Here is a 25442-nt window from a genome sequence, read left to right as displayed (position 1 = left end):
TTTATTTTGTTCAAAAATAAAATAAATTAAATAAATATAGCTAAAAAATTAATTATATTAATTTACATATTAATATAATTAATATATAATCAAATAAAATTAAATGAAGGGAGTGCGTTATGGCTTATAAAGTGATTACGAGTTGCCCTGTATGTAGTGAAACATTGAAAATTACTAAATTGCAGTGTGCACATTGCCAAACGACGATTGAAAATGAGTTCGAATTATCTAAGTTAGCGTCTTTGTCTAACGATCAGTTGCATTTTGTGGAAGTGTTCTTAACTTGTCGAGGTAATATAAAAGAGGTTGAAAAGGAATTGGGGGTTTCTTATCCGACAGTTCGCAGCAAGCTTTCAGATATCATTTCATCACTTGGTTATAAACAGTCTAAGAAGACTGAAGTGGATGAGAAAAAGGTCATCTCGATGTTGGAAAACGGTGAAATAAATTCAGACGAAGCAATTAAGCTCCTAAGAGGAGAATAAGGAGGCGTATTGGTATGAAAGAGGAAATCACAAAAGTGTTAACGATGGTGCAAGAAGGAAAAATAGATGCCGATAAAGGGGCAGAGCTGATCCAGGTGTTAAAAGAGAAGGAAGAGAAAGAAAGTAAGCAGCCCGAATCATCAAGTAAGTATATGGAAAAAGTACTCAAAATCCGTGTAAAATCAGCTGAAAATGATAATGTCACAGTTAATCTACCAATCAAACTTGTCAAAGTGGTGTTGTTAGCAGGGCATAATATTGCAGCGAGTATACCTGAGTCTGCGAAATACGTGAAAGATATTGATATTAACTTAATTATCGAAGCGATAGAAAATGAATTGGACGGCCAAATTGTTGATGTGAAGTCAGCAGACGGAGATACCGTTTCAATCTTTATTGAGTAGTGACATCCTATGCTGAAAATTACGGTGAGAACAGAAGGTATGCGATTAACGATTCCAGTTCCTCATGCTGCATTGAATATTGGGTGCTCTATTCTTTTATCCAAAGTGTTTCAACGGCATGTATATGCGGGAATCAATCAACAACTGCAAAAGAAAGAAGTTGATTTTATCATCCCACAAATGGATAAAAAATGGCTGAAACCTATTCTGAAAGAAATGAAGAGTCATAAGGGCTTGGTATTAGTAGATGTAGTAGCGAATGATGGAACTGAAGTGAAGGTGAGACTGTAACTTTAAGGGAAGTGGTTATATTAATTCCAGTTCCTTTTTTTTATGTGTTAGCAGGGTAAAGAAGAATTTATGAAAATTGGTAACTAAAAAAAGAAATAATTAATAAAAAAGGTTATACCCATAACTTCCTCCTAAATAAATCTAATCGCCAACCTAATTATATAGATGATATGTAAAACGACTCTTAATCTAACAGAGGAGAAGAAGTAAAAATAAAGGACGGTGTATTGGTGTGGAATGGAGTAAAGAGACGGAAATGTTTATTATCTTTATGTATTACGTCCTACCCGCAGTAGTGATTGGCTTGATTATTATTGGGTTTGTGATACTATTCCGTAATTTAATGAAGTATAAAAGCAATAAAAAATAGAGAAGATGTTTGAAGAAAAACCTGCATCTTAGTTTGACGCAGGCAAAGATTTAGAACGCTTTATTAAAAGATAAGTGGATACTGTTCCCCAAATAAACAATATGAAATAAAAGAGCCTTTGAAGTAATCCTGAAGGGAGAGGAAAGAGTGGAACAAGGGAAATCAGAATAGTAATAGATATTAAGCTTCCTGTGCAAAAATATGTCCATTTTCTAATGGCTGGCAGTTTCTTAGCGAAAATGAGTAGGCCTGGAAATACGGTTATCATAGCGATCCATACGAGAATAGAGTGCCCTAATAAATTGACATCAGCAGGGATTATGCCTGAGATAAAGGTAGAAATGCCTATTAAAAGGATAAACGATGTTGACATTCGATTAATCAATGATTTGCACAAATATTGGGAGAGATATAGTACTCCGATACAAAAGGTTAATCCGTTAAACAAAAAGAGTCCATTCATTCCCACATGATGAGGGGAGCATATTTCATAAGGTGCGAATGCATAAGTGAATTCACCGCAGGTAGTTACACCAAGGTCACTCATAGCATGATGTAAATAGCTATAAGACGCTGTTGAGGTAAAAATGAAGAAAGGTTCAATAAGAAAGTATAGGCAAGTCATCCCCCAACTTAAGAAGCCTATTCTTTTTGATATATACATGAGATTCCTCCTGAGAGAAAGTTTATGTATATTTTATATCCATTATTTCCTAAATGGTATGGGCTATTTGTGTATATTGGTTTAAGGCTTGAGGCTGAAAAGCGTTAAGTGGCCACACTATTCCTCGCTTTTCATACGTTTATGTTTTTCGTGAATGATTTTTTTATTTAGTATTTTCACTGTTTCCACCATTAACAATCTCATATCTTCTACAATGTAGTCCGCCAGATCTTCATCTGAAATCGTATCTTCGTCAATATCCAAGCGAAAATCTTGTCCTTGTAAGCCTCCCCCATTGGTAAATTCTATTTCGAAGTCGAATTGTACGCGTTTATCCATTATATTGCCCCCTCCCTTATTATTGTTTTATTCATATTCGTTTAGGGGGCATAAAGTGACCTTCTTATACAAACCATCTTATTCCCCGATATGATAAACTATAAATGTCAAAATTAACTGTTGTTTGAAAAGCAGTGTGTAAACATGCTATAAGTGAAGAAGGTAAATTTTATAAATAGATATCTCACCGTGAGAGGATTGAATACATGATGAAAGAAAATTTTTGGCGTGAGTTGCCACGCCCATTCTTTGTGCTTGCACCGATGGAGGATGTGACGGATGTTGTTTTTCGTCATGTCGTTAGTGAGGCAGCACGGCCAGATGTGTTTTTTACTGAATTCACAAATTCGGAAAGTTATTGTCATCCTGATGGACAAAAAAGTGTTCGTGGTCGCTTAACCTTTACAGAAGATGAGCAGCCGATGGTGGCGCATATATGGGGAGATAGACCTGAGAATTTTCGTGAAATGAGTATTGGTATGGCGGAACTAGGATTTAAAGGCATTGACCTAAATATGGGGTGTCCTGTTCCGAATGTTGCTGGAAACGGTAAAGGTAGCGGATTGATTTGTCGCCCGGATGTTGCTGCTGAGCTGATTGCTGCGGCAAAAGCAGGGGGACTGCCTGTTAGTGTTAAAACAAGGCTCGGTTATAGTGAAATCGACGAATGGCGTGATTGGCTTACACATATTTTAAAACAAGATATTGCCAACCTCTCGATTCATCTTCGTACGAGAGAAGAAATGAGTAAGGTAGATGCACACTGGGAATTGATTCCGGAAATTAAAAAGCTCCGTGATGAGGTAGCTCCTGATACGCTGTTAACAATTAATGGTGATATTCCTGACCGCCAAGTGGGATTAGAGCTAGCAGAAAAATACGGAATTGACGGTGTAATGATTGGCCGAGGTATTTTTAAAAACCCATTTGCTTTTGAAAAGGAAGCCAAAGAGCATAGTAGCAAAGAATTATTGGATCTATTAAGATTGCATCTCGATCTTCATGATCAATATGCAGGGCTGGAGCTGCGCCCATATACCGGCCTTCATCGTTTTTTCAAAATTTATGTTCGAAGCTTTAAAGGAGCGGGAGAATTAAGAAATCAGTTAATGAATACAAAGTCAACGGATGAAGCACGTGCGTTGCTTGATGATTTTGACAGAATAAATCATTCATAAGAGAAAAGATGAATGTTTACTTCTTTTTATCGATATGATATGATACTGGTAATTAGATTCCATATGAATTTGGAGAGGTGCATTTATGAGTGCAGTAGGTTCTAAATAGGCAATTAAAATTTGAAATGAATGTAATAACAAAAGGGGAAAAAATTCTTAATGATTCCCTGCTATTTGTTATGGATTGATTTCAACCTATGAAGATACCTACTATACTTTATAAAGCATGTGATGAACAGGGATAGCTATGCTATGGTTCATGACGTCTTCTTGCCTTATAAATGTAAAAGCTGCGGGGTATCCCTGCAGCTTTTTCTGTCTAAAAATCTATCGGAATCTAATAAGTAGGTGTCTTCACAATTAAAAAATGAGTGAGGAGCATCGAAATTGAATAATATGACATTTGAAAAACTACAATATAACGAACTAAAACAAATTGTGCAATCTTATTGTGTGAGCGGTTTAGGTAAAAGGTTAATCGACAAACAAGAACCGAGTACAAATATAAAAGTGGTGAACAACCGCTTACAGGAAACTACTGAGGCCAGAGCAATCATAGATGCCGAGGGTCATATTCCTTTTGTAGGTATTACAAACATTGAAAGCATCATTAATTCACTTGATAAGGACATTATTTTGCAACCGAGTGATTTAGTTAGCTTATCCGACTTTTTACGAGGCTGTCGCAAAATCAAACAATTCATGGAAAGCAAAGAGTTTTTCGCACCAACGCTTGCTTCTTATGCTCAGTCGATGTCTGAAATGAAGACAATAGAGGAAGAGATCAATTTTACGATTAAAGGCAGTCGAATTGATTCTTCGGCAAGTAGAGAGTTAAAAAAGATCCGTTTTAAAAAAGAAGCGACAGAAGAAAAAATTAACGAGCGTTTAAATAAATTTTTAAACAATGGGACGAATAAGAAGTATATCCAAGAGTTCTTTATTAGTAAAAAAGATGACAGATATACAATTCCAATTAAAGCCTCTTATAAAGGTCAAGTGCCAGGTGCCATTATTGAAGTATCTTCGAAAGGTTCTACTGTATTTATCGAACCACAGACCGTTTCGAAGTTGAGTGCAGAATTAGCAAGCCTTAAAGTAGAAGAAGAGATGGAAGAATACCGAATATTAGCGACACTATCTGGGATGATAGTAGAAGAGTTACAAAAGATAAAAGTAAATATGGAGTTAATTAGCCAGTATGACATGGTATTTGCGAAGGCGAAATATAGTAAGCATATTGCTGGCATACAGCCAAAGGTCAATGATCATGGCTATATTAAAATAGTGAATGGTAAGCATCCCTTGTTGCCGAAAGATGCCGTACCCCTTCAGTTTGAGATTGGTAAAGATTATAGAAGCTTAATCATTACCGGACCTAATGCCGGTGGAAAAACAATTGTATTAAAAACAATTGGGTTATTAACTTTAGCGACGATGTTAGGAATTCATATTGCGGCAAAGGAGGGAACGGAGATCGCCATTTTTGAACATATTTTCGTTGATATTGGCGACAATCAAAGTATAGAAAATGCATTAAGTACGTTTTCATCTCATATGAAAAACTTGTCGGAAATCATGAACGCCTCCAATCATCGTACTCTTTTATTATTTGATGAAATTGGCAGTGGTACTGAACCGAATGAAGGGGCAGCACTTGCAATTGCGATACTAGAGGAATTCTATCATATGGGCTGTCTAACCATTGCAACAACCCATTATGGGGAAATCAAACGTTATTCAGAATTGCATAGTGATTTTATGAACGCAGCGATGCAATTCGATCAGGAAACTTTATCACCGTTGTATCAGTTAGTTATCGGGAAATCAGGAGATAGCAACGCATTATGGATTTCTCGCAAAATGAATATGAAAGAATCCGTATTAAAGCGAGCAGAAGCTTATATGGAGAATAAAGATTATCAACTAAAGCAAGTGAATCCAGATAAAGTACGTCAGCCTAAACACAAGGTCGAAGCAATTACAGCAAAATATGATTATAAAAAAGGTGACAGAGTAAAACTATTGGATCATAATGACTTTGCGATTATCTACAAAGAAATGGATCAATTCTATAATGTTGTGGTCTACTATAAAGGAGAAATGGTTGAAGTAAATGTAAAACGAATTACCTTAAATCTCCCAGCACAGGAACTATATCCAGAAGGTTACGATTTAGAAACCTTATTCACTGATTTCGCTACAAGGAAATTGGAACACGATATTAACCGCGGTTCGAAGAAAGTCTTACGGAAAATTCAGAAGGAAATGCGGAAAAAATAAAACAATATTGATGTACCCGAGTCCATATATAAGGATTCGGGTTTTTCGTACTTAGTAACCCCTTAAAATGGTGAGGAGTTTAAGAAAGTGAGATGAGCCAAAGGAATTAGCGTGTTCATCCAGAGAGAAATCAAGGAAGATGGCATAACGAAAGAGCTTTGCAAGTGTTCAAAAAAAACGGTACATAGACGAAGCTGATTATATTAACTTTCATAAATCCACCACTCCATTCATCCGTAAGAAGCACCTGATAACTGAAAAGGAATCAAGCGTGTGATGAATTACGACCAAAGACCTAGCGAAACCTTAGTCTCTAGCTAGTTAATCAGTCACGATTCCTTTTGTATGCTTATCTTAAGCAATCGGAAAAAATGGTGGCTATCGGGATTTGTTTATATTTCATTCGTTGGCTAGAGGAGAGACGGTAATGGGTTTAGGTGACAAGAAGGTTTATATTTTGCTTACAGATACAGGTACGTACTTTACGAAATTGATAAAATTCTATACGAAGAGAAGTTATAATCATGCATCTATCGCCTTTGATCATGAATTAGCAAAAGTATATAGTTTTGGCAGGAAAAAGCCACGGAATCCCTTTATCGGTGGGTTTGTAGTAGAGAATATAAACAAAGGATTGTTGAAGCATGCGGATTGCATCATTTATTCTTTCGCAGTTAATAATGAAGAACTGAGGAAAATGGAACAATATATCGCTACAATCGAATCTGAAAAGGAGGATTATCGTTATAATCTCTTTGGTCTATTTGGTGTGCTGTTTAATAAACCTTTGAAAAGAAGAAAAGCTTTCTTCTGTTCTCAGTTTGTAGCTTCCGTCATCCACGCAACTGACAGCATCGAATTTGAAAAACCGCTATCATTAATCACTCCGTATGATCTCCGCAATATCCCCTTTATACAGGTTGAATATGAAGGGAAGCTGAAAGAGTATTTGTATAAGGAAATAGAACAACCTGAAGGAGAAGATTCTTTTTTTGTCTCAATATAGTGAATGGGTTTTAAATTTTCCTTGTCATATTTTCTAACAGATTCATTGCGTCTCTCTATGTGATAGGTATCATAGAAGCTATAACTGTGATCACATATCACATAAAGGAGGTGACGATCCCATAAATGCGTATAAGCGAAGTAATTACTGTCCCCACATTATCTCAAGAAGTGTATAAGCGTCTCCGAAAAGACATCATGAATGGTATATTCCCGCCAGGTAAAAGAATTTCTATTAGAAAATTAGCCTACCAATTGAATGTCAGTACAATGCCGGTTAGAGAAGCATTAAATAAATTACAATCAGAAGGATTTGTCCATTTTGAACGGAGGAGTATTTTTGTTAGGCAGCTTTCATCGCAAGAATTAATTGAATTATTTGAAATTAGATTAACATTAGAGAAAATGGCCTTGGAATGGTCGTATAAACATATTGATAGTGTAGCGTTAGCTAGGTTAAGCGAAATAGTATTGGAGATGGAAAGGAAACTGACATCACCGGCGGAATGGAATGAGTTAAATAGACAGTTTCACACGTTGATATATAAGTATGCCCAGTCGAAACCGATGCTTGAGATGTTGAGTATTGTCTGGGGAAGGGTGGAGCCATATATGAATATATACTCTACCAAACTAGACTATTTAATTATCTCTCAAAAAGAACATGAGCAATTGCTAGAAGCACTCATTAAAAAGGATATTGCAACATTACACCATGTATTAACGCTTCATATTCGCCAAACAAAAGAAGCAATCTTAGAAAAACTAGAAAAATAGCAAATTACATAGAGTAGGTGAAAAAGAATGAAAGAAAATGCAAGTGCCTTTGTGAAAGATAATCTTATACTGGAACCAACAGGTAGTGGTCCGCTTAATGGGTTGACGTTTGCTATAAAGGATGTTTTTGAAATCGAGAATTACAAAAATACTGCAGGAAATCCTCATTGGTATCATACCCACGAACCCGGACAACAACATGCAACAGTTATAGAATCCTTATTAAAAAATGGCGCACGCCTGCAAGGTACAACACATACGGATGAACTAATGTACAGTTTAAACGGGGAAAATTATCATTACGGTACACCGGTTAATCCTCGTTCGCCTAACCGTATTCCTGGAGGTTCATCGAGCGGTTCAGCTGTTGCAGCTGCATCAGGACTTGTAGATTTTGCAATAGGTACTGATACAGGTGGATCTGTCCGTATTCCTTCTTCTTACTGTGGAATTTTTGGATTCCGTCCGACGCATGGGGAAGTAAATATGAATGGTGTAATTCCGCTTGCTAAAAGCTTTGACACAATCGGCTGGATGTCGCAAAACTTAGATACCTTATTAAAGGTAGGAGAAGTGCTGATAAGTAATGAGGAAGTAAAAGATAACCCTTTTTCGCATGTCTATTTTGCAGAAGAGGCTTGGCAGCTAATTGATGAAGAAAACAAAGAAATATTGCTAGACAGTTTAAAAGGTGTCTCTAAACAAGTTATAAACATTGCCGCTGATGGATTAGCAAAATGGTCAGAGTTGTTTAGACTCATTCAAGGAACGGAAATCTGGCAAGCGCATGGTGAATGGATTAACGAGGAGCGCCCAACTTTCGGACCTGGTATCGCCGAAAGGTTTCAATGGACATCCACTTTAAATCCAAGTGAACTTCCAGCACTACTGGGAAAACAAAATGTAATTAGAGGTCAGCTTTCATCGCTACTTAAAGAGGATGGTATCTTAGTCATTCCTACGGCACCAGGCGTTGCCCCGTTGAAAAATTTACCAAGTGAAGAGTTAGAACAATATCGAAACCAGTTAATGCAACTCACTTGTATCGCGGGAATAACGGGCCTTCCGCAGGTCACTATTCCGTTTGAAAATAAAGACGGCCTGCCAATAGGCCTCTCTTTTATCGCCAATCACCACCAAGATATCGCTCTCATTAAATGGGTTAGGGAAATGATGTTTGCTAAAAGGAAGGTGAAAAGATGAGTAGTTCCAAACAATCGTACCGTCCAACAACGATGGCGACAAATGGAATGATCACAACGCCACATTATTTAGCTTCTCAAGCGGGATTGAAGGTATTGCAAGCTGGCGGTAACGCGGTGGAAGCGGCAATTGCTGCATTATCCACCATTGGTGTTGTTTACCCTCATATGAATGGGATTGGTGGCGATAATTTCTGGCTTGTGTATGATGCGAAGCAAAAAAAATTAAAGGCATTAAATAGTAGCGGTCGTTCGGGCGAAGGGGCAACAATCCCGTTTTATCAACAACAAGGTTATAGCAAGATTCCTTTAAGAGGGGCTTTGGCTGCCAATACCGTTCCTGGTGCAGTCGCTGGTTGGGAAAAGGCCTATCAATATTCACAGAATCATATGAATGGTACGGTTGAATGGTCTGAGTTATTGCAGACATCTATTCAATATGCCAAAGATGGATTTCCTGTCACTCCTAGTCAAGTGTATTGGACTAATCTCAATTTAGATGACAAGGATAATGAGTTCCGTCATCTCCAACGTTTTACTGAATTTCAAAAGGTTTTTTTACAAGCAAATGGTCTTTCTTATCGGGCTGGTGACATTATGAAACAGCCTGATTTAGCAAGAACATTAGAAGGGCTAGCTGCGGAAGGTGGTTCGTTTTTATATGAAGGTGAATTAGCGAAGTTGATGACAACTGACCTGCAACTTCACGGGGGAGTGTTAACCATTGACGATTTGAGGCATCATCAGTCCAATTGGGTAGAACCAATCTCTGTACGTTATCGCAATCATCAAGTATTCAATGTCCCACCTAATTCTCAGGGCTTTGCATCATTATCCATCTTAAATATTTTGAATCAATTTCCACTATCAGACGTAGAAGAAGGCTCTGCCGACTATTATCATTTATTAGCGGAGGCAACAAAGCGGGCTTTCGTTGATCGTGATCAATACTTGACTGACCCGGATTTTGCTACGATCCCTTTAGATGAAATATTGTCTCTGAGAAGAGGAATCCAACTTGCCGAATCAATTGATTTTACTAGCGTAAGGGCATTTGAAAAACAACTTGATCCTAAGGGGGATACGATTTGGCTAGGTGTTGTTGATAAAGAAGGCAACGCAGTTTCGGTTATTCAAAGTATTTATCATGAGTTCGGATCAGGCTTTATTCCGAAAAATACAGGTATCGTACTGCAAAATCGAGGCAGTTATTTTTCTTTGGACGAAAGTCATATCAATTGCCTGCAAGCAAGAAAGCGAACATATCATACATTAAATCCCGCGATGTTATTTAAAAATGAACAACCTTATTTAATTTATGGAACGATGGGAGGGGAAGGGCAACCACAAACACAAGCGGCTCTTGTTACGAGAATAATAGATTACAATTTTCCGATTCAATCAGCCATTGAGGCACCGAGATGGTTATATGGCCGAACATGGGGCGCAACATCTAACAGCTTGAAAGTAGAAGGAAGAATAAGTGCATCCATTTGCTTAGAGCTCGAGAAAAGAGGACATGAAGTAGAAGTATTAGAAGACTTCACAGATGTAATGGGGCATGCAGGTGCTATTCAAATTAATCAACAGACTGGTGTAAAATATGGCGGAGCCGATCCTCGCGGTGATGGAGTTGCCAGTGGATATTAGTAGATAAGAGCAAGAACTGGCGAATAAAGAGGTCGCTGAAAAAAGGTCTTTATCATCTTTATTGATGGTAAAGACCTTTTTAGTTGCAGTGAAAATGAGAATTTGCTCAAAATTTGCTGTGTGAATGATATTTGCGCATAAGTCTCAAGTTACAATAGATTATTGCGTGCAAATTAAATAAACGCGCAACAGGCATGGGAAAAGGAGAAGAATTGCGCGTAAGTCGAAAATACGTGCAAAGGCCAGGAGGAAGAGCAGAAGAACTGCGCGTAAATTGAAAATACACGCAAAGGCCAGGAGGAAAAGCAGAAAAACTGCGCGTAAATTGAAAATACACGCAAAGGCCAGGAGGAAAAGCAGAAGAACTGCGCACAATTCGAAAATACGCGCAAAGGCCAAGAGGAAGAGCAGAGGAATTGCGCGCAAGCCGAAAATACGCGCAAAAGCCAAGAGGAAGAGCAGAAGAACTGCGCGCAAATCGAATATACGCGCAAAAGCCAGGAGGGAGAGCAGAAGAACTGCGCGCAAATCGAAAATACGCGCAAAGACCAAGAGGAAGAGCAGAAGAACTGCGCACAAATCGAAAATACGCGCAAAGGCCAAGAGGAAAAGCAGAAGAACTGCGCGCAAATCGAAAATACGCGCAAAGGCCAAGAGGAAGAGCAGAAGAATTGCGCGCAAACCGAATATACACGCAAAGGCCAGGAGTAAATGCAGAAGAAGTGCGCGCAAATCGAAAATACGCGCAAAAGCCAGGAGGAAAAGGAGAAGAACTGCGCGCAAATCGAAAATACGCGCAAAGGCCAAGAGGAAGAGCAGAAGAATTGCGCGCAAACCGAATATACACGCAAAGGCCAGGGGTAAGAGCAGAAGAATTGCGCGCAAATCGAAAATACGCGCAAAAGCCAGGAGGGAGAGCAGAAGAATTGCGCGCAAATCGAAAATACGCGCAAAAGCCAAGAGGAAGAGGAGAAGAACTGCGCGCAAATCGAAAATACGCGCAAAGGCCAAGAGGAAAAGCAGTAGAACTGCGTGCAAGCTGAATATACGCGCAAAAGCCAAGAGGAAGAGGAGAAGAACTGCGCGCAAATCGAAAATACGTGCAAAAGCCAGGAGGAAGAACAGAAGAAGTGCGCGCAAATCGAAAATACGCGCAAAAGCCAGGAGTAAAAGCAGAAGAACTGCACGTAAATCGAAAATACACGTAAAAACCAAAAAAGAGCAGAAGAACTGCATACAGCACCAATCTACTTACATATTCCAATATGTACTTCGTTAGTTAGACATCAAAAAGCGAGATTTTAAAGCCTTTTTACTTCTTTTTATCAGATTTTATATTGGCGCGAGTTCAGGCTAAGTTAAAGCTCAAGATATTGCCACATTCGCCTGTAACAGACTTCAATAGCCAAAAGGATGAGTAATAAACGATGAACCTTTTGGGCCGCCTATAACATTAGTTTCTTTTTTTTGTTAGATAATCTTACAATAAAAAACTTAATTTAGTCATGATAGACAAAAATAATATTTAAGTTTGTACTGTCTGTCTAATGTGTATAAGAAAGGAACGATATATAATGAGAGTATAAATTCACGTTAGTTTTTATGACATCACATGTGATTTGTTTCCTATTGAAAAGGAGAGGTGTGACATGGAAGTAGTTAAAGGCGAAGTTGTCTCTTTCCAACATGTTGATAAAGTGTATCACTCAGGAACAGTGGCTTTGAGTCAGTTTGATTTATCAATAGCAGATGGAGAGTTTATTAGTTTTCTAGGTCCTTCTGGTTGTGGAAAATCGACTGCCTTACGAATGGTTGCTGGTTTAGGGGAGGCGACAAATGGTCGAGTGAAAGTTTTTAACCAAAGTCCTAAGGATGTAATCAAGCATTCGAATGACATTGCTTATGTCTTTCAAGAAGCTAACTTACTTCCATGGCGTACTGTGCTTGATAATGTTCTTCTTCCCCTTGAGATACGGGGGATTAATAAAGAGAAAAGAAAAGAGTGCGCAGTTGAGGTGTTAGAGATGGTTGGCTTAAAGGATTATTTGCACGCTTATCCTCGCCAACTTTCTGGGGGCATGAAAATGAGGGTTTCCATTGCTCGAGCCCTTGCTGCTAAGCCTAAATTATTGTTAATGGATGAACCGTTTGCTGCGTTAGATGAAATGACTAGACAAACATTGCAAATGGATCTTTTGCAAATATGGCAAAAAGAGAAAGCAACCATCTTATTTGTTACACACAATGTCTATGAAGCTGTATATCTTTCATCAAAAATTGCCGTTATGTCCGCACGTCCGGGAAGGTTAGCTACCATGATTGATGTGAATTTACCGTATCCACGAAACCGAGTAAACAACCAATTTAATGCATATGTAGACAAAGCAGCTAAAAGTTTAGAGCATAGCATGGGTAGAAAGGAGGCTTGATGAATGGCGATTCAAACTGCTTCATCAAAAACAATCACAAGTCCTCTAGAGCAAACAAATAAAAAGAGAAATAACTATCTAAAAGGCTCAATTGTTGGACCAGTAATCGCGTTTCTTGTCTTTATGGGGTTATGGCAACTCATACCTACGATTCTGCAAATTCAACCTTTTCTATTACCGAAACCAACCGATGTCCTCACTGCTGCCATTACAGATTGGCATCTCTTATGGCCAGCGATTAGAATAACTATTTTTGAGTCAGTAATTGGTTTTCTCTTAAGTGCTGTCATTGGTATTGCTGTTTCCGTGCTATTGGCCAGTTCAAGAATACTAGAAATTAGCCTCTATCCATATGCAGTTATATTACAAACGATTCCAGTTGTGGCGATTGCTCCAATTGTTGTCATTTGGTTTGGATCAGGTTTTAACTCCATTGTAATGATTGCTTTTTTAATTGGCTTTTTTCCTGTCGTATCCAACACTTTGATGGGACTGCATTCGGTTGATAAAAATATGAGTGATTTATTCACATTATATAATGCTTCTAAATGGCAAACGATGTGGAAGCTTCGTATTCCAGCTGCTCTCCCATACATTGTTTCTGGTTTGAAAGTTTCTTGTACATTAGCAATTGTTGGAGCGATTACAGGAGAGTATATTGCTGGAATCGGTGGAGGAAAAGGGGGATTAGGTTATGCGATAACTGTTGCTGCTGTTCAGTTAAAAACACCTTATCTATTTGCTTGTGCCATATCAGGTGCTATTTTTGGTATCGGATTTTATCTATTAGTAAGCTGGGTATCCCGTTTATTGCTACGGTCTTGGCATGAATCAGCGATAAAATCGGAAAGGTAAATGCATGTTAAAATAACTGAATATTTTGATAAAAAGGGGAAGAGATATGAAATCAAATCGACTTGTTCAATGGGTAATTTTAAGTGTTTTAGTATTGATTGTACTCGCTGCTTGTGGAGGAGAAGAAACGAATAGTGCTGTAGAAGAAGGAGTGCGAGAGGTAAAGGATGTTAAATTAGTCTTAAACTGGTTTGCCAAAGCACAGCATGGGGGTGTTTATGCCGCAGAGGAAAATGGTCTTTTTGAAGAAAATGGCTTAAATGTAATGATTGAACCTGGGGGACCACAAGTATCCTCAATTAATATGGTCGCATCTGGAAAGGCTGATTTTGGTTTAGCACATGGCGATCAAATTGTGATGGCTAGAAACGAAGGCATTGAATTAGTCGCTGTAGCTACCGTCATGCAAGGGAGTCCGCAAGCATTTATGTTTCATAAAGGCAAGGGTATTGCTGACTTTGCTGAGTTAAATGGAAGAAAAGTTTATGTGCAGCCGGGCATTGTATACTGGGAGTATTTAAAAACACAATATGATCTCAGTGGTGTCGAAGAATTGGCATATTCCGGACAACATGTGAACTTTGTTGATGAGAAGGATTCTGTTACACAAGCATTCCTAACGTCAGAACCTTACTTTATGGAATTAGAGGGAATTGATGTAGAAACGAAATTAGTTTCGGACGCAGGTTATGATCCTTATAATGTTGTCTTATATGTGACAAAAGATTACTTGGAAAACAATAAAGAAACGGTTGAAGCTTTTACGACTGCTTTTATAGAGGGATGGAATTTATATGAAGGTTCATATGAAGAAATCAATGAGTTGATTCAAAAAGATAATCCAGACATAGAACTTGCCTCTCTAAAATTTGAAGCAGAATCACAAGCAGAGTTTGTTTACGGAATGGATGCAGCTGAAAATGGAATCGGCACGATGTCAGAAGAGCGTTGGGGGACGCTGATTGACCAGCTATATGATTTAGGATTGGTGGATGAGAAGTTCGCTGCAGAAGAAATCTTTACAACAGCGTTTTTACCCGACAAGTAAATGGCGGCCGAAAGAAGAGTGAGTGATATCGAATCACTTACTCTTCTTTGCTGTTTCTCCTCAAACGGTTTGTATGGAAAAAACCCACAATAGCCCTTCTTTTATTTAGCTTTCTTTTGGAAACGGTAGTACTTCGGTTGTCTCTGAATAGATGGAATTTTTTTATTTATCCTCTCGTGTGACAAGTTTATTCGGCATGTAGTATAATTCACGGGTCACTCTCTATAGGTTTCCTTAGAAGAAAAATGGGGAAATTAAATGAAATACAAAGGGGATGAATAAATGGACTTAACGATTGCAGCTTTTTCAGTTCTTATCCTGGCGATTATTTTAGTGCTTGGTAAATGGGTAAGAATTAAAGTGAAATTACTTCAAAGGTTGTTTTTACCAACATCATTAATTGCGGGTTTTATTGCACTTATATTAGGACCAGAAATACTAGGAAGGCTATTTGGACTTGAAGGTGGAATTTTTACATCTGAGATGGTCGAAGTTTGGGCTAGTCTGCCGGGTCTTTTAATTAATATTGTTTTTGCGTGTCTTTTTATAGGGTTTAAATTACCTAATCCCAAAAAAATGTGGCGGATTGGTGGGCCGCATATTGCTTTAGGTTATACACTCTCTTTTGCCCAATATGTAGTGGGTATTTTACTTGCTATCACCATCATTACACCTCTTTTTGGACTTAGTCCTGCTGCAGGCGCCTTAATTGAGATTGCCTTTGTTGGTGGGCATGGAACAGCCGCGGGTTTACAAGGGACATTTACTTCTTTAGGTTTTGAAGAAGGTTATGATTTGGCAATTGGTTTGTCGACAGTCGGTATTCTTGCAGGTATCATCGTAGGGATGATTTTAATCAATTGGGGAGCACGTAATGGCAAATCTAAAACATTGAGTCACCCTGATGAGATTTCTGTAGAGGAGCAGTCAGGTATTATTAAAGTCGATAATCGTTCATCAGCGGGTTTGCAAACAACTTCGCCGATGTCTATTGAGCCGTTAACGCTTCATATTGGATTTGTTGGGTTATCAATTTTTATTGGGTTTTTATTATTGGAAGCGTTTCAATGGCTTGAGGCTGTTACTTATGGGCAAGCTATAGGTGTTTATTTATTTGAATATGTTCCATTATTTCCGTTCGCCATGATAGGAGGAATATTGTTACAATTATTCTTATCCAAATTTGATCGTTATCAATTGGTTGATCGCGAATTAATTAATCGTATTCAAGGTGTAGCTCTTGATTTCCTAATCATTAGTGCGATGGCTTCACTTAGTCTACAGGTCATTGGTGAGAATTTCATTCCGTTCATTATTTTAGCGATTGCTGGAATTGTCTTGAATGTAGGGTTATTCTTATATTTAGGTCCTCGTATGATACCTGAGTATTGGTTTGAACGAGGATTGGGAGATTTCGGACAGTCTACAGGTGTGGCGGCAACAGGAATTATGCTAATGAAAACAGTCGATCCAGAGAACAAATCGCCAGCACTCAATGCCTTTGGCTATAAACAAATTGTATTTGAACCGATGGTAGGTGGCGGGCTTATTACAGCTGCAGCCGTTCCATTTATTATTCAGTTTGGAGCAATTCCTGTATTAATTGTCAGTACAATTTTAATGATTATTTTTTGGATAATGGGCGTAAAAGTGTTTGGTAAGAAGAAAAAGTGAGTGATTGACAATCCATGTACAAAATGATAAATTATTTTTGTTTATAAATGAATAATGGCGACATGGCTATGGGCGTCATGTTAGCGAATTCGCATAGAATATGTTTGAATGCAGCGCCTCCCGCTTTTATAGGGAGCGCTGCCTTTTTGCGTGGAGGGAAGGTCAGATGGATAAAAGAGTGTATTTACTAACCATAATTACTTTTATTGTCGGTTTGGTTGAGTTAATTATTGCGGGCATCTTGCCACTTATTGCAACTGATTTAGGTGTGTCGCTTGGTGAAGTGGGAATGTTAATCTCCTTGTTTTCTTTAAGCTTTGCCATATCTGGTCCTGTACTATTATCTTTAACAGCGAAGATAGAGAGAAAGCGGTTATTTCTATTCGTTCTCTTTGTTTTCTTCTTATCTAATTTAATGATCGTCGTTATGGATGGTTATGTATCTTTGTTGGTTGGAAGAGTATTATCGGCTATGTGTGCGGCTCTTCTTATTTCATTATGTCTCACGATTGCTTCACAAATTAGTGGTGAGAAATATCGAGCGAGAGCGATTGGTATTGTACTGATGGGGGTCAGTGCGTCCCTTGTTTTTGGGATTCCATTCGGTTTGTGGTTAGGGAATGAATTTAGCTGGAGAGCGCCGTTCTTGTTTATTTCGATTCTGACATTAATCATCATGATTGTTGTTTATTTTGCATTAGGTCCAATAGAGGCGAAAAGAGGTTTACCTTTAAAGGAACAGTTGAAAGCATTAAAAAATAAAAAGATTGTACTCGTTCAACTGACATCGATTCTCTTTTTTGCCGGTCATATGAGTCTATATGCGTATTTAACACCCTTTCTTAGTGAGACGATGAGTATTACTGGTAATTCGCTTAGTTTGATTTACCTTATTATTGGTATCGTTGCTGTGTGTGGGAGTTTTTTAGGTGGGCAGATTACGGATCGCTTAGGTGCGAAACGATCTATTATCATCGTACTTTCTGCTTTTATTGTTACGATTATCCTTATCCCGTATTTGCAGTTTTCTCTTGCTTTGTTTATTTGTGCACTATTGTTATGGAATTTATTAAGTTGGTCTTTGCAGCCCGCTATCCAGAGCTATCTTGTATCTGCTGCGCCAGAAACATCTGATATTCAACAAAGTTTAAATAATTCAGGGGTTCATGTTGGTATGGCTATTGGTTCAACTGTTGGTGGAATCATCATCGATCAATATCATGTGGAGATCAACCCTCTTATTGCTGGAGGTTTTACATGCATCGCCTTGCTCATTATCTTGGCCGCATTTAAGCAAAAGCGTAAATGAAAATAAAAAAGCAGCCTTCAAATTGAGACTCTTAGAGTCACAATTGAAGACTGCTTTTCTTTTCCTTAATTAATTCCAAATTTCTTCAACCCATTCAGGGTGATCGATAAATGGATTACGATTATGTTGATAGTCATTATAGATAATATCATTTCTTTGTCGTTCTAAGTCATCTACAGGGTCTAAGTTATGCCACTCAATTAAGGTTGAGAGTTTGCCGTGATATGGAGCTGAACCGTTGCTTACGCGGTCATTCACCTCTAAATCCAGTTCCCCACTGTCGCCTTCATAACGGACATCCATATAGAAAATCATTCTCGCGACATCCCCTTTTACTTCATCACGTGGTTCCCAAGAATCATTATCCGTAAAGGTATCAGGTGCTTCACCTTGTGGAGAGCCGCCATTATCAAAATCTTTGTTACCGCGAGAGCCATTCACTGATACATCTGTTGGGCGTAGATGATGTAGGTCTGTTCCAGGGCCCATAGATGTTCCGAAATCACCATGCGATTTAGCCCACACATGTTCTCTGTTCCATTCATCTGGATTTCCACCGTTCGTTGATTTACTTTGTGATCTGCCAGTGTATAAAAGGATGACGTTATTCGTATTATTTGGATCTTCATCCGTTGCCTTTAATGCTTCCCAAACGGCACTATACGAAATTTCGGTATGGTCATCAATGATATTGTGTAACGCGGTTTTTAATGCTTCGCCTGTTTTTCCAGTAGCAGAATCATAATAAGAACCAGGGGCATTATTTTCCTCATCAGGTCCTTCAGGTTCCTCTTCTTCAGATTGTTTGATCATTTCAGTTGTGTTTTTCAATCCAGGATGTGAATAGTACGCTGTGAGATTGCCGGTTACTGTTATCTTCTCACCAAGTAATTCGGGGTTGCTCTTAAGGCCGAACTGTGTGCGGAATTGTGAGGGAATCTGAATATAAAGCATATTAGCAGTATTTGTTTCTGTGTGAGAATCAGCAATAGCTAAGGAGTAATCATCTGGATAGTTGCCAGTAATTACTGTATTGGCTGAGGTAGGCTTACCTACTATATAGCCTTCCACCGATTGTATAGTGTTATTTTGCCTGTCGATGGCTTGTGATACTGGTAAGGTAGCAGCAGATGTTTGCGAAGAATCGAATGATAGAGTAGAAAAGGAAACGAGAAAAGCGACAATTGATAACTTAAAGAATCTACGCATATTATCCTCCTTTAATTTTTTTATTGTATTCTGCTTCATCTTACCATTTTTCTGTTAAAATATTTTTAATAATAAGTAAATTTAGGAGGCATTGATAAAAATAAGAAAATCTACTCGGCTTGTTTGCAGGAGAATAGAACTTGTTTAGAGGGAATTTATGGTGAAAGTAGGATGTAAGGAGGTAGAGGGTGAAAATCTTACGAGAGTATCTCATCTGTACTTTAGCTCTTTTCCTCATTATTAGTATTGGAGGATTTCTTTTCTTTACTTATACGCCGACCTACAAGGGTGTCATTATAGAAAGTGGCCAATCTATTTGGGTTGTGGCGGATGCTGAAAATATTAAATACAAATCAAAACAAGAGTTAAGAGAAACATACATGTATCAAGGGGTTGAATTTACATTACCAACTTATATGCCAGAAAAAAAGGTAGGTCAATTGTCAGTCGGTGATGAGGTAATCATCTACTTTAGCGGGGAGATAAGAGCTTCTGCACCTGGGGGCGGAGACGCCTATTGGGTCTCTTTAATAAAAAAGTGAGAGCGAGGAATCAATTTGATTAATTATAACGGAAAGAAATTTGTATCAATAGAGAATACAAATAATGGCGAAGTCTCTGATCAAACTTATTTTGATTATAGCCAAGAAGGAAATATCATTTCTGCTAGTTATTATGGCGGACAAATTAGAAAAGGAACGTTAATCGGTATTGTAAAGGAGGATGGTTCTTTATTGTTTAACTATAATCATGTAAATATCAAAGATGAAGTAAGAGGTGGTACTTGTTCTTCAACGCCTGAATACCTACCAGATGGACGAATGAGATTACATGAACAATGGCGATGGAATGATGCAGATCAAACCGAAGGGCAATCGGTTATTGAGGAAATGAAAAAAGAATCGAAAGTATATTGATAGGAAGGCTAGTGGATTTCACTTTTAGTGCAAAAAGAGTCCACTAGCTATTCAAATTCTGATTATACAGAATGAGGTTGATACCTTTTAGGTTTTGTCACTCTAAACCATTGATAACAGAAAATAATAATAATCACTAGGTCAACAATATCGCCTCCATAATACATAATCATGCTTCCTTTTTCAGCTTCCGTTCTTCCTACACTTGAAGGAGGGTAACCATAGAAAGATTTGGCTAAAATCTGATGCCCAGCGAGAGCTAAAATAAGTATAATGGCTCGAAATTGAAAACTATAACCTTGTTGAAATTTATCAATATAGATGATTGATGCTGTAAAAAAATAACCAGCTAGGAAGATATGTGCATGAATGACGATGTACAACAGCATTGAATGGTGCATCATTGTGAATAATTCCGTTCGATATAATACCCATAGTCCACCAATATTTAAAACCGTAGTAAATAGGGGATTTAATAAAAGGTGAAATGGTCTCGTTTTTAAGGTAGTAGTCACTTTTCTAGCCGTTTTTACAGGTAATGAACGCAGTAGGAGCGTTACTGGTTTTGCTAGCACCATAAAAAGTGGGCCAATCATGCCTAAAAGTAAATGGGCAACCATATGGACACTGAAAAATTGGTGTGAAGCCTCTGCTAAAGGGCCAGCAACTGCTACTATACAAAGTACATTTCCACCAATCCAACATGCTGTGTTATACCATGACCACTGACGGTAAGATTGATTAGATTTGATGACAGCGATTCCATAGAGAATGATTAAAAGAAAAAAAGGAGTCGCTAAAATATATGAGAGAATGGTTATGTCAAAGTGTTGTTGATCAGGCATAGTGTCCCCCTTTTTAGCTTTACTTACTTTGTGACTGATTAGTTTTACGGATGATAATGATTCCGATAATCGTAATCACTGCAGCAGTGATATTCCATACCAAATCATAAGGTAGCACATCAACTCCGTAGCGAATTTGATGTAATTTGAACACTTTATGTTGGATTAAACCATCGTATAAATTAAATAAACCAATACCTAATAAAGCCCCGCCAATCCATCTTTTTTTCCACCAAGATTCTCTTCTGCGTAAGTCAGCTACCATAAATAGACTTGCTACTGTAGCGAACCAGCTAAACGCATGGAATAACCCATCAGAAAGTAATCCGATCTTTGTTGTGGATTGATCGTAAAAATGATGCCAACTTAATAGTTGGTGAAATACCATCTCATCAATAAATGCAACCAAACCAAGTCCGAAGAGAATACCAGAGATGAGATTGTATGTTGAGTGCTTAGTTATGTTCTGTTGGAAATTCCTATGTTCGCCATTGATTGGATTATCGATAGTATCAACTCATTTCTGTAAGGTATTTCCTCTATTTTTCCCGAGTGTTTAAACTCTAAACATATATAGAAGTGTAAGTTTATAATGAATTAGAAATTGATTCGATATTCATAGGAAGTATCTATTGTAATTGGTTGTTATTGTGAAATAAAAAGAACCTAACTACGCTAAGATAGTTAGGTATTGTGGAGTAGCTATGAAACTTTCATTACTAGCTTCCACGATATACTTGGTATCCCCAAGGTGAAATGAGAAGGGGGACGTGATAATCCTTATCTATATTTGACACTCCGAAACGAACAGGGACTGCCTCTAAGAATGGTGGGTCGGGGAGGGCGATCTCTTTTTCACGGAAATACACCCCGACATGGAAGATCAGTTCATAGCTTCCTATTTTCATTTCTTCTCTAGTAAGTAGTGGAGCATCTAAGCGACCGTCTGAATTGGTCTTTACTACTTTTATCTTTTTCCAACTATTGCGATGTGCTTCTTGGAAGAAAAGCTCCACAATTACATTGGAAGCCGGTGTACCGTGGGTTAAATCCAATATATGTGTTGTTAGTCCTGTCATTTTAAACTCCTTAATTATAGTAGAATGTTGCTCTCGAGAAATATCCTTTTAATTTTCAATAGCTGATATTGTGTTACTTTGTCTGGTTTGAGGGTTGATTGGCCACGTTCCTGTAAATTCAGTCACTTGATAATCAAAGTAATCCTGCAAAATTTGCTCTTTATGATCTTGGAAAAGTTCATCAGCAATCGCCTTAGCTAGTCGCGGTAAGCCGAATTTCATACCAGAAAGAGCAGCGGCAGTAATACCACAGCTGATTAAAGCAGAATAATTAAATGTATAAAGTCCATGAAGATATTTTTCTCCTTCCTTATCGCGACTCGTAAAGGAGTAACCTGTGCTTAAATAAGGATGTGCATCTAGAACTGGGCTTGCACTATTCTTTGGAGGGTGGTATTTATCCTCCCAACGAGCAATATATTTTTCGACTAATTTTAGCTCTGGTCTTAAGGCAGGATCAGTGAACAGTCCTGTACTAATAATGAGATAATCAAATGAAAAGGACCCATGAGGGGTTGTGACTACCACCTGATTATTTGCTTGACTTACTTCTTGCCAAGGTGAATCCAAATGAAGGTTAAAACCTGGCCAAGCAGAAGCGCGATTATATGTATCATTCGTCGGTGGTTGATTATTTTGAAAGAAATGAGTCATGACCGTATATTTATCCACATCTGATAACGAGTGATATCTTTCTATCATACCTGAGGCTTCCATTTGCCGTATCGGATTGATTCTAGGCATTTCTTTACGACGAACAAAAACATGCGCTTCTGCTACTCCTGAACTAAGGGCGTAATTGGCATTATCGAATGCGGAGGCGCCACCACCTAGAATAGCGATTTTTTTATTTTTTAATGAGTTAAAATCGATATTTTCGGAAGTGTGGGCATAGAAATTTTTCGGTAGATTTTCAGAGACAAGTGATGGTATATGCCATTCTCCTCCACCTTGAATACCTGTCGCTAAAATAACTTTGCGCGCAAGAAGGGGAGTGGCAGGTTCTTCTGTTTGGTTGATATGGAGTCGGTGTAATCCACCTTCAAGAGGTTCTACGAGTTGCAATTTGACATCGTTTATGACGGGTAAACGCAGGACTTTTCTATACCACCTGAGGTAATTCATCCAATCCTGACGTGGTATTTTATCCACTTGATCCCAGTCATTCTTGCCTGTTTGGGCTTCCCACCAAGCACGAAAGGTGAGGGAAGGAAGGCCTAAATCAATTGAGGTGATATGTTTCGGTGTTCTTAAAGTAACCATTCTTGCATAAGTCTCCCATGGCCCTTCATAGCCTTCGTGATTCTCATCGATAATGAGAAAGTTTGTGATTTTTTCTCGTAAAAGAGCAAATCCAGCACCTAAACCGCTTTGCCCGCCTCCGACAATGACGACATCATATACATGATTCTTAATATGTTTAGTTTGCGGTACCCATGTATCCGTATAGTTTATGTTCAAATAAGAAAGGTCCATTTGTACTCTCTCATGTAAGCTTTCTAAGCTCATTGTTTTTCATCCTTTCTAGTTTGTTGTGAATGAATCTTTAATAATGACCTCTTCAAGTCGTAATAAGGCGATTTTATAGATTTCCGCCAGTGCTTGATGAAACTCTTCTTCTTTTTCGTTTTTGACTCTCTTTACCATTGATTGATAAATTTCATCCTTGTTTTTCCCGCGAACAGCTAATATAAATGGGAATCCAAATTTGTCCATATAAGATTGATTCATATAAATAAATTGTTTATACTCCTTCTCTGTGAGTTGATTTAAACCAGCGTTTTCTTGTTCGTTAACGGAATTTTCACTCATTTGAACGCGATCGCCTAAGTTGGGATGTTCTTTAATAAGTGCAAGCTTTTTTTGATTTGATGTTTCCTCCACTGTGTGAACCATCGTTTGATAGAGGTGATCAAATGATAAAAATGGTTTCGCCATGAGCGTTTTTTCTGCGACCCATGGGGAATGCTCGAAAACACCTCCAAATATTTGGATAAATGATGCATCACTGATTCTATTGATTTCTTGAATTGTATACATGATTGAAAACTCCTTTCTATGAACTTTTTAATTGGGGTTCCATACTCGTCTCTTTTAACGGCTGTGTTTCCTTTGTTTTTCTTTTGGTTAAAAGAAGGTTTAAGATAATGGCTGCTAGGCTACCGGTAATAATTCCATCGCCGACGATAATTCGAAGGGTTTCAGGTAAATGGGCGAATAATTCCGGAACAACGGATGCGCCTAGTCCTAGTGAAATCGAGCAAGCAATAATGAGTTGATTGTTATTGTTCGTAAAATCGACTCTTTGAAGCATGCGTATACCAGAGGTGACGACCATTCCAAACATGACTACAGTGGCACCGCCGAAAACCGAAGGAGGAATGAGTGTAGCCAAAGTAGAGATTTTAGGAACTAAGCCTAGTACAATTAAAATAAAACCAGCAGCAATTGTGACTTTATTTGACCTTACTCCAGATAATTGGACAAGTCCGACATTTTGAGCAAATGTACTATAAGGGAAAGCGTTGAAAATTCCACCTAAAGTAAAGGCCATTCCTTCAGCTCGATATCCACGAGCGAGATCCTTTTCTTTTAACTCTTTATGATCCATTTTCCCTAGTGCAAGAAAAGCACCAGTGGATTCGACAAGAATGACTGTACCTACTAAGATCATTGTTAAAATAGGAACAATTTCAAATGTAGGGTATCCGAAATGAAAAGGGGCCGGAAGGTGTAACCAAGAAGCTTCTTGAACGGATTGAAAATCTACCCTCCCCATTAGTGCCGCCATGAATGTCCCAATGATTATCCCAATTAAAACAGAGATAGCACGTAAGAACCCTTTAAAGAAGCGGTTCATTAGTAAAATAAGTGCGAGAACACCAAAGGAGAGCAATAAGTTTTCAGCTGAACCAAAATCAGGATTATTCGTGCCTCCTCCCATATTTTTAATTCCTGTAGGGATGAGTGAGAGGCCAATAATGATGACGACGGTACCAGTTACGATTGGAGGGAATAATTTTACAAGTTTGCCGTATATATTGGAAAAGAAAATAATGAACAATCCTGTTATAATAATCGCCCCGTATATGGCTGATATCCCGTAATTACTACCGATTGTAATCATGGGAGATACGGCTACGAATGAAGTACCCATGACAATAGGGAGCCCTGTTCCAAAGTATTTATTTTTGACAGATTGAAACAGTGTAGCAACCCCGCAAGTTAACAAATCAATAGAAATGAGGAAGGCTTGTTGTTCAGGGGAGAAACCTAAAGCGCCGCCAACTAAGATTGGTACTAAAATGGCACCAGCGTACATAGCAAGGACATGCTGTAACCCTAATGAGAATGTTTTTGATGGATGAATATTTTCTCCCAAAGTGAACCCTCCTGTTTATAATGTTAAGAAATATAACATTTAATGTT

28 protein-coding genes are annotated in these 25442 nt (G+C 38.2%); 19 read left to right on the top strand and 9 right to left on the bottom strand.

Annotation, left to right across the window (positions count from 1 at the left end; all coding sequences use genetic code 11):
- Positions 1 to 119 precede the first annotated feature (119 nt).
- The 4 genes from U9M49_RS15845 (at position 120) to U9M49_RS15830 (ending at position 1550) form a co-directional block, all read left to right on the top strand.
- On the top strand, positions 120 to 485 hold the full coding sequence (locus U9M49_RS15845) for a DUF2089 domain-containing protein (protein ID WP_322910147.1): 366 nt from the start codon (positions 120 to 122) through the stop codon (positions 483 to 485).
- 14 nt (positions 486 to 499) lie between these two features.
- Complete coding sequence (locus U9M49_RS15840; RefSeq protein WP_322910146.1) at positions 500 to 889, top strand: SHOCT-like domain-containing protein; 390 nt, start codon at positions 500 to 502, stop codon at positions 887 to 889.
- A 9-nt stretch (positions 890 to 898) separates the two neighbouring features.
- Positions 899 to 1180 carry a hypothetical protein gene (locus U9M49_RS15835; protein ID WP_322910145.1) on the top strand — a complete coding sequence of 94 codons (282 nt, stop codon included), beginning with the start codon at positions 899 to 901 and terminating at the stop codon, positions 1178 to 1180.
- A gap of 232 nt (positions 1181 to 1412) precedes the next feature.
- Positions 1413 to 1550 carry a hypothetical protein gene (locus U9M49_RS15830; protein ID WP_157733793.1) on the top strand — a complete coding sequence of 46 codons (138 nt, stop codon included), beginning with the start codon at positions 1413 to 1415 and terminating at the stop codon, positions 1548 to 1550.
- A gap of 28 nt (positions 1551 to 1578) precedes the next feature.
- Here the strand turns inward: U9M49_RS15830 and U9M49_RS15825 are convergent, their stop codons facing one another.
- Together U9M49_RS15825 and U9M49_RS15820 are read right to left on the bottom strand one after the other, a co-directional pair.
- Positions 1579 to 2214 (bottom strand): DUF998 domain-containing protein, encoded by a 636-nt coding sequence (locus U9M49_RS15825; protein ID WP_322910143.1) that lies wholly within the window; start codon positions 2212 to 2214, stop codon positions 1579 to 1581.
- 117 nt (positions 2215 to 2331) lie between these two features.
- Positions 2332 to 2553, bottom strand: a complete 222-nt coding sequence (locus U9M49_RS15820; RefSeq protein ID WP_322910142.1) for a cyclase — start codon at positions 2551 to 2553, stop codon at positions 2332 to 2334.
- A gap of 209 nt (positions 2554 to 2762) precedes the next feature.
- Between U9M49_RS15820 and U9M49_RS15815 the strand changes: the two genes are divergently transcribed.
- From U9M49_RS15815 to U9M49_RS15755, 13 genes are all read left to right on the top strand, one after another.
- Complete coding sequence (locus U9M49_RS15815) at positions 2763 to 3731, top strand: tRNA-dihydrouridine synthase (protein WP_322910221.1); 969 nt, start codon at positions 2763 to 2765, stop codon at positions 3729 to 3731.
- Between the two features lie 387 nt (positions 3732 to 4118).
- Positions 4119 to 6014, top strand: a complete 1896-nt coding sequence (locus U9M49_RS15810; protein WP_322910141.1) for an endonuclease MutS2 — start codon at positions 4119 to 4121, stop codon at positions 6012 to 6014.
- Between the two features lie 427 nt (positions 6015 to 6441).
- Complete coding sequence (locus U9M49_RS15805) at positions 6442 to 7020, top strand: hypothetical protein (protein WP_289432866.1); 579 nt, start codon at positions 6442 to 6444, stop codon at positions 7018 to 7020.
- Positions 7021 to 7145: 125 nt separating this feature from the next.
- A complete protein-coding gene (locus tag U9M49_RS15800; protein WP_322910140.1) occupies positions 7146 to 7796 on the top strand; it encodes a GntR family transcriptional regulator in 651 nt (216 codons plus the stop codon).
- Positions 7797 to 7823: 27 nt separating this feature from the next.
- Entirely contained in the window at positions 7824 to 8999 is a 1176-nt protein-coding gene (locus U9M49_RS15795; protein ID WP_307315016.1) for an amidase, read from the top strand.
- Positions 8996 to 10648 carry a gamma-glutamyltransferase gene (ggt, locus tag U9M49_RS15790; protein WP_322910139.1) on the top strand — a complete coding sequence of 551 codons (1653 nt, stop codon included), beginning with the start codon at positions 8996 to 8998 and terminating at the stop codon, positions 10646 to 10648. Before U9M49_RS15795 ends, ggt begins: the two co-directional genes overlap by 4 nt.
- Positions 10649 to 11064: 416 nt before the next feature.
- Positions 11065 to 11691 carry a hypothetical protein gene (locus tag U9M49_RS15785; protein WP_322910138.1) on the top strand — a complete coding sequence of 209 codons (627 nt, stop codon included), beginning with the start codon at positions 11065 to 11067 and terminating at the stop codon, positions 11689 to 11691.
- Positions 11681 to 11818 carry a hypothetical protein gene (locus tag U9M49_RS15780; RefSeq protein WP_322910137.1) on the top strand — a complete coding sequence of 46 codons (138 nt, stop codon included), beginning with the start codon at positions 11681 to 11683 and terminating at the stop codon, positions 11816 to 11818. The genes U9M49_RS15785 and U9M49_RS15780 overlap by 11 nt, the downstream gene beginning before the upstream one ends.
- Positions 11819 to 12297: 479 nt before the next feature.
- Positions 12298 to 13077: an ABC transporter ATP-binding protein gene (locus tag U9M49_RS15775; RefSeq protein WP_307315011.1), complete on the top strand. Its 780-nt coding sequence runs from the start codon at positions 12298 to 12300 to the stop codon at positions 13075 to 13077.
- Between the two features lie 3 nt (positions 13078 to 13080).
- Positions 13081 to 13932 carry an ABC transporter permease gene (locus U9M49_RS15770; RefSeq protein ID WP_095370547.1) on the top strand — a complete coding sequence of 284 codons (852 nt, stop codon included), beginning with the start codon at positions 13081 to 13083 and terminating at the stop codon, positions 13930 to 13932.
- Between the two features lie 46 nt (positions 13933 to 13978).
- Complete coding sequence (locus U9M49_RS15765; RefSeq protein ID WP_322910136.1) at positions 13979 to 14980, top strand: ABC transporter substrate-binding protein; 1002 nt, start codon at positions 13979 to 13981, stop codon at positions 14978 to 14980.
- 282 nt (positions 14981 to 15262) lie between these two features.
- Positions 15263 to 16654, top strand: a complete 1392-nt coding sequence (locus U9M49_RS15760) for a sodium/glutamate symporter (protein ID WP_095370545.1) — start codon at positions 15263 to 15265, stop codon at positions 16652 to 16654.
- Positions 16655 to 16820: 166 nt separating this feature from the next.
- Positions 16821 to 17963, top strand: coding sequence for an MFS transporter (locus tag U9M49_RS15755; protein ID WP_322910135.1), 1143 nt, complete (start codon positions 16821 to 16823; stop codon positions 17961 to 17963).
- A gap of 69 nt (positions 17964 to 18032) precedes the next feature.
- On the opposite strand, the gene U9M49_RS15750 is transcribed toward U9M49_RS15755, so the two are convergent.
- Positions 18033 to 19172, bottom strand: a complete 1140-nt coding sequence (locus tag U9M49_RS15750) for an endonuclease (RefSeq protein ID WP_322910134.1) — start codon at positions 19170 to 19172, stop codon at positions 18033 to 18035.
- Positions 19173 to 19360: 188 nt separating this feature from the next.
- On the opposite strand from U9M49_RS15750, the gene U9M49_RS15745 reads away from it, so the two are divergent.
- Both U9M49_RS15745 and U9M49_RS15740 read left to right on the top strand, forming a co-directional pair.
- Positions 19361 to 19714 (top strand): DUF3221 domain-containing protein, encoded by a 354-nt coding sequence (locus tag U9M49_RS15745; RefSeq protein ID WP_095370542.1) that lies wholly within the window; start codon positions 19361 to 19363, stop codon positions 19712 to 19714.
- A 15-nt stretch (positions 19715 to 19729) separates the two neighbouring features.
- Positions 19730 to 20089 carry a n-acetylglutamate synthase gene (locus tag U9M49_RS15740; RefSeq protein ID WP_180317008.1) on the top strand — a complete coding sequence of 120 codons (360 nt, stop codon included), beginning with the start codon at positions 19730 to 19732 and terminating at the stop codon, positions 20087 to 20089.
- 62 nt (positions 20090 to 20151) lie between these two features.
- On the opposite strand, the gene U9M49_RS15735 is transcribed toward U9M49_RS15740, so the two are convergent.
- From U9M49_RS15735 to U9M49_RS15710, 6 genes are all read right to left on the bottom strand, one after another.
- Complete coding sequence (locus U9M49_RS15735) at positions 20152 to 20934, bottom strand: cytochrome c oxidase assembly protein (RefSeq protein WP_322910133.1); 783 nt, start codon at positions 20932 to 20934, stop codon at positions 20152 to 20154.
- Positions 20935 to 20953: 19 nt separating this feature from the next.
- Positions 20954 to 21430 carry a DUF2243 domain-containing protein gene (locus U9M49_RS15730; RefSeq protein ID WP_095370541.1) on the bottom strand — a complete coding sequence of 159 codons (477 nt, stop codon included), beginning with the start codon at positions 21428 to 21430 and terminating at the stop codon, positions 20954 to 20956.
- A gap of 223 nt (positions 21431 to 21653) precedes the next feature.
- Positions 21654 to 22013, bottom strand: coding sequence for a hydroxyisourate hydrolase (gene uraH / locus U9M49_RS15725; protein ID WP_322910132.1), 360 nt, complete (start codon positions 22011 to 22013; stop codon positions 21654 to 21656).
- Positions 22014 to 22061: 48 nt separating this feature from the next.
- The gene (locus tag U9M49_RS15720; protein WP_095370539.1) at positions 22062 to 23522 is read right to left on the bottom strand and encodes an NAD(P)-binding domain-containing protein; all 1461 of its coding nucleotides are present in this window, start codon (positions 23520 to 23522) and stop codon (positions 22062 to 22064) included.
- Between the two features lie 15 nt (positions 23523 to 23537).
- Positions 23538 to 24053, bottom strand: a complete 516-nt coding sequence (gene uraD, locus U9M49_RS15715; RefSeq protein WP_322910131.1) for a 2-oxo-4-hydroxy-4-carboxy-5-ureidoimidazoline decarboxylase — start codon at positions 24051 to 24053, stop codon at positions 23538 to 23540.
- Between the two features lie 16 nt (positions 24054 to 24069).
- A complete protein-coding gene (locus U9M49_RS15710; RefSeq protein WP_322910130.1) occupies positions 24070 to 25395 on the bottom strand; it encodes a nucleobase:cation symporter-2 family protein in 1326 nt (441 codons plus the stop codon).
- Positions 25396 to 25442: the final 47 nt, after the last annotated feature.

It is taken from the genome of Cytobacillus sp. OWB-43 (assembly GCF_034651445.1).
GTDB classification, from domain to species: Bacteria; Bacillota; Bacilli; order Bacillales; family Cytobacillaceae; genus Cytobacillus; species Cytobacillus kochii.
This window is presented reverse-complemented; position numbering and strand designations above follow the sequence as displayed.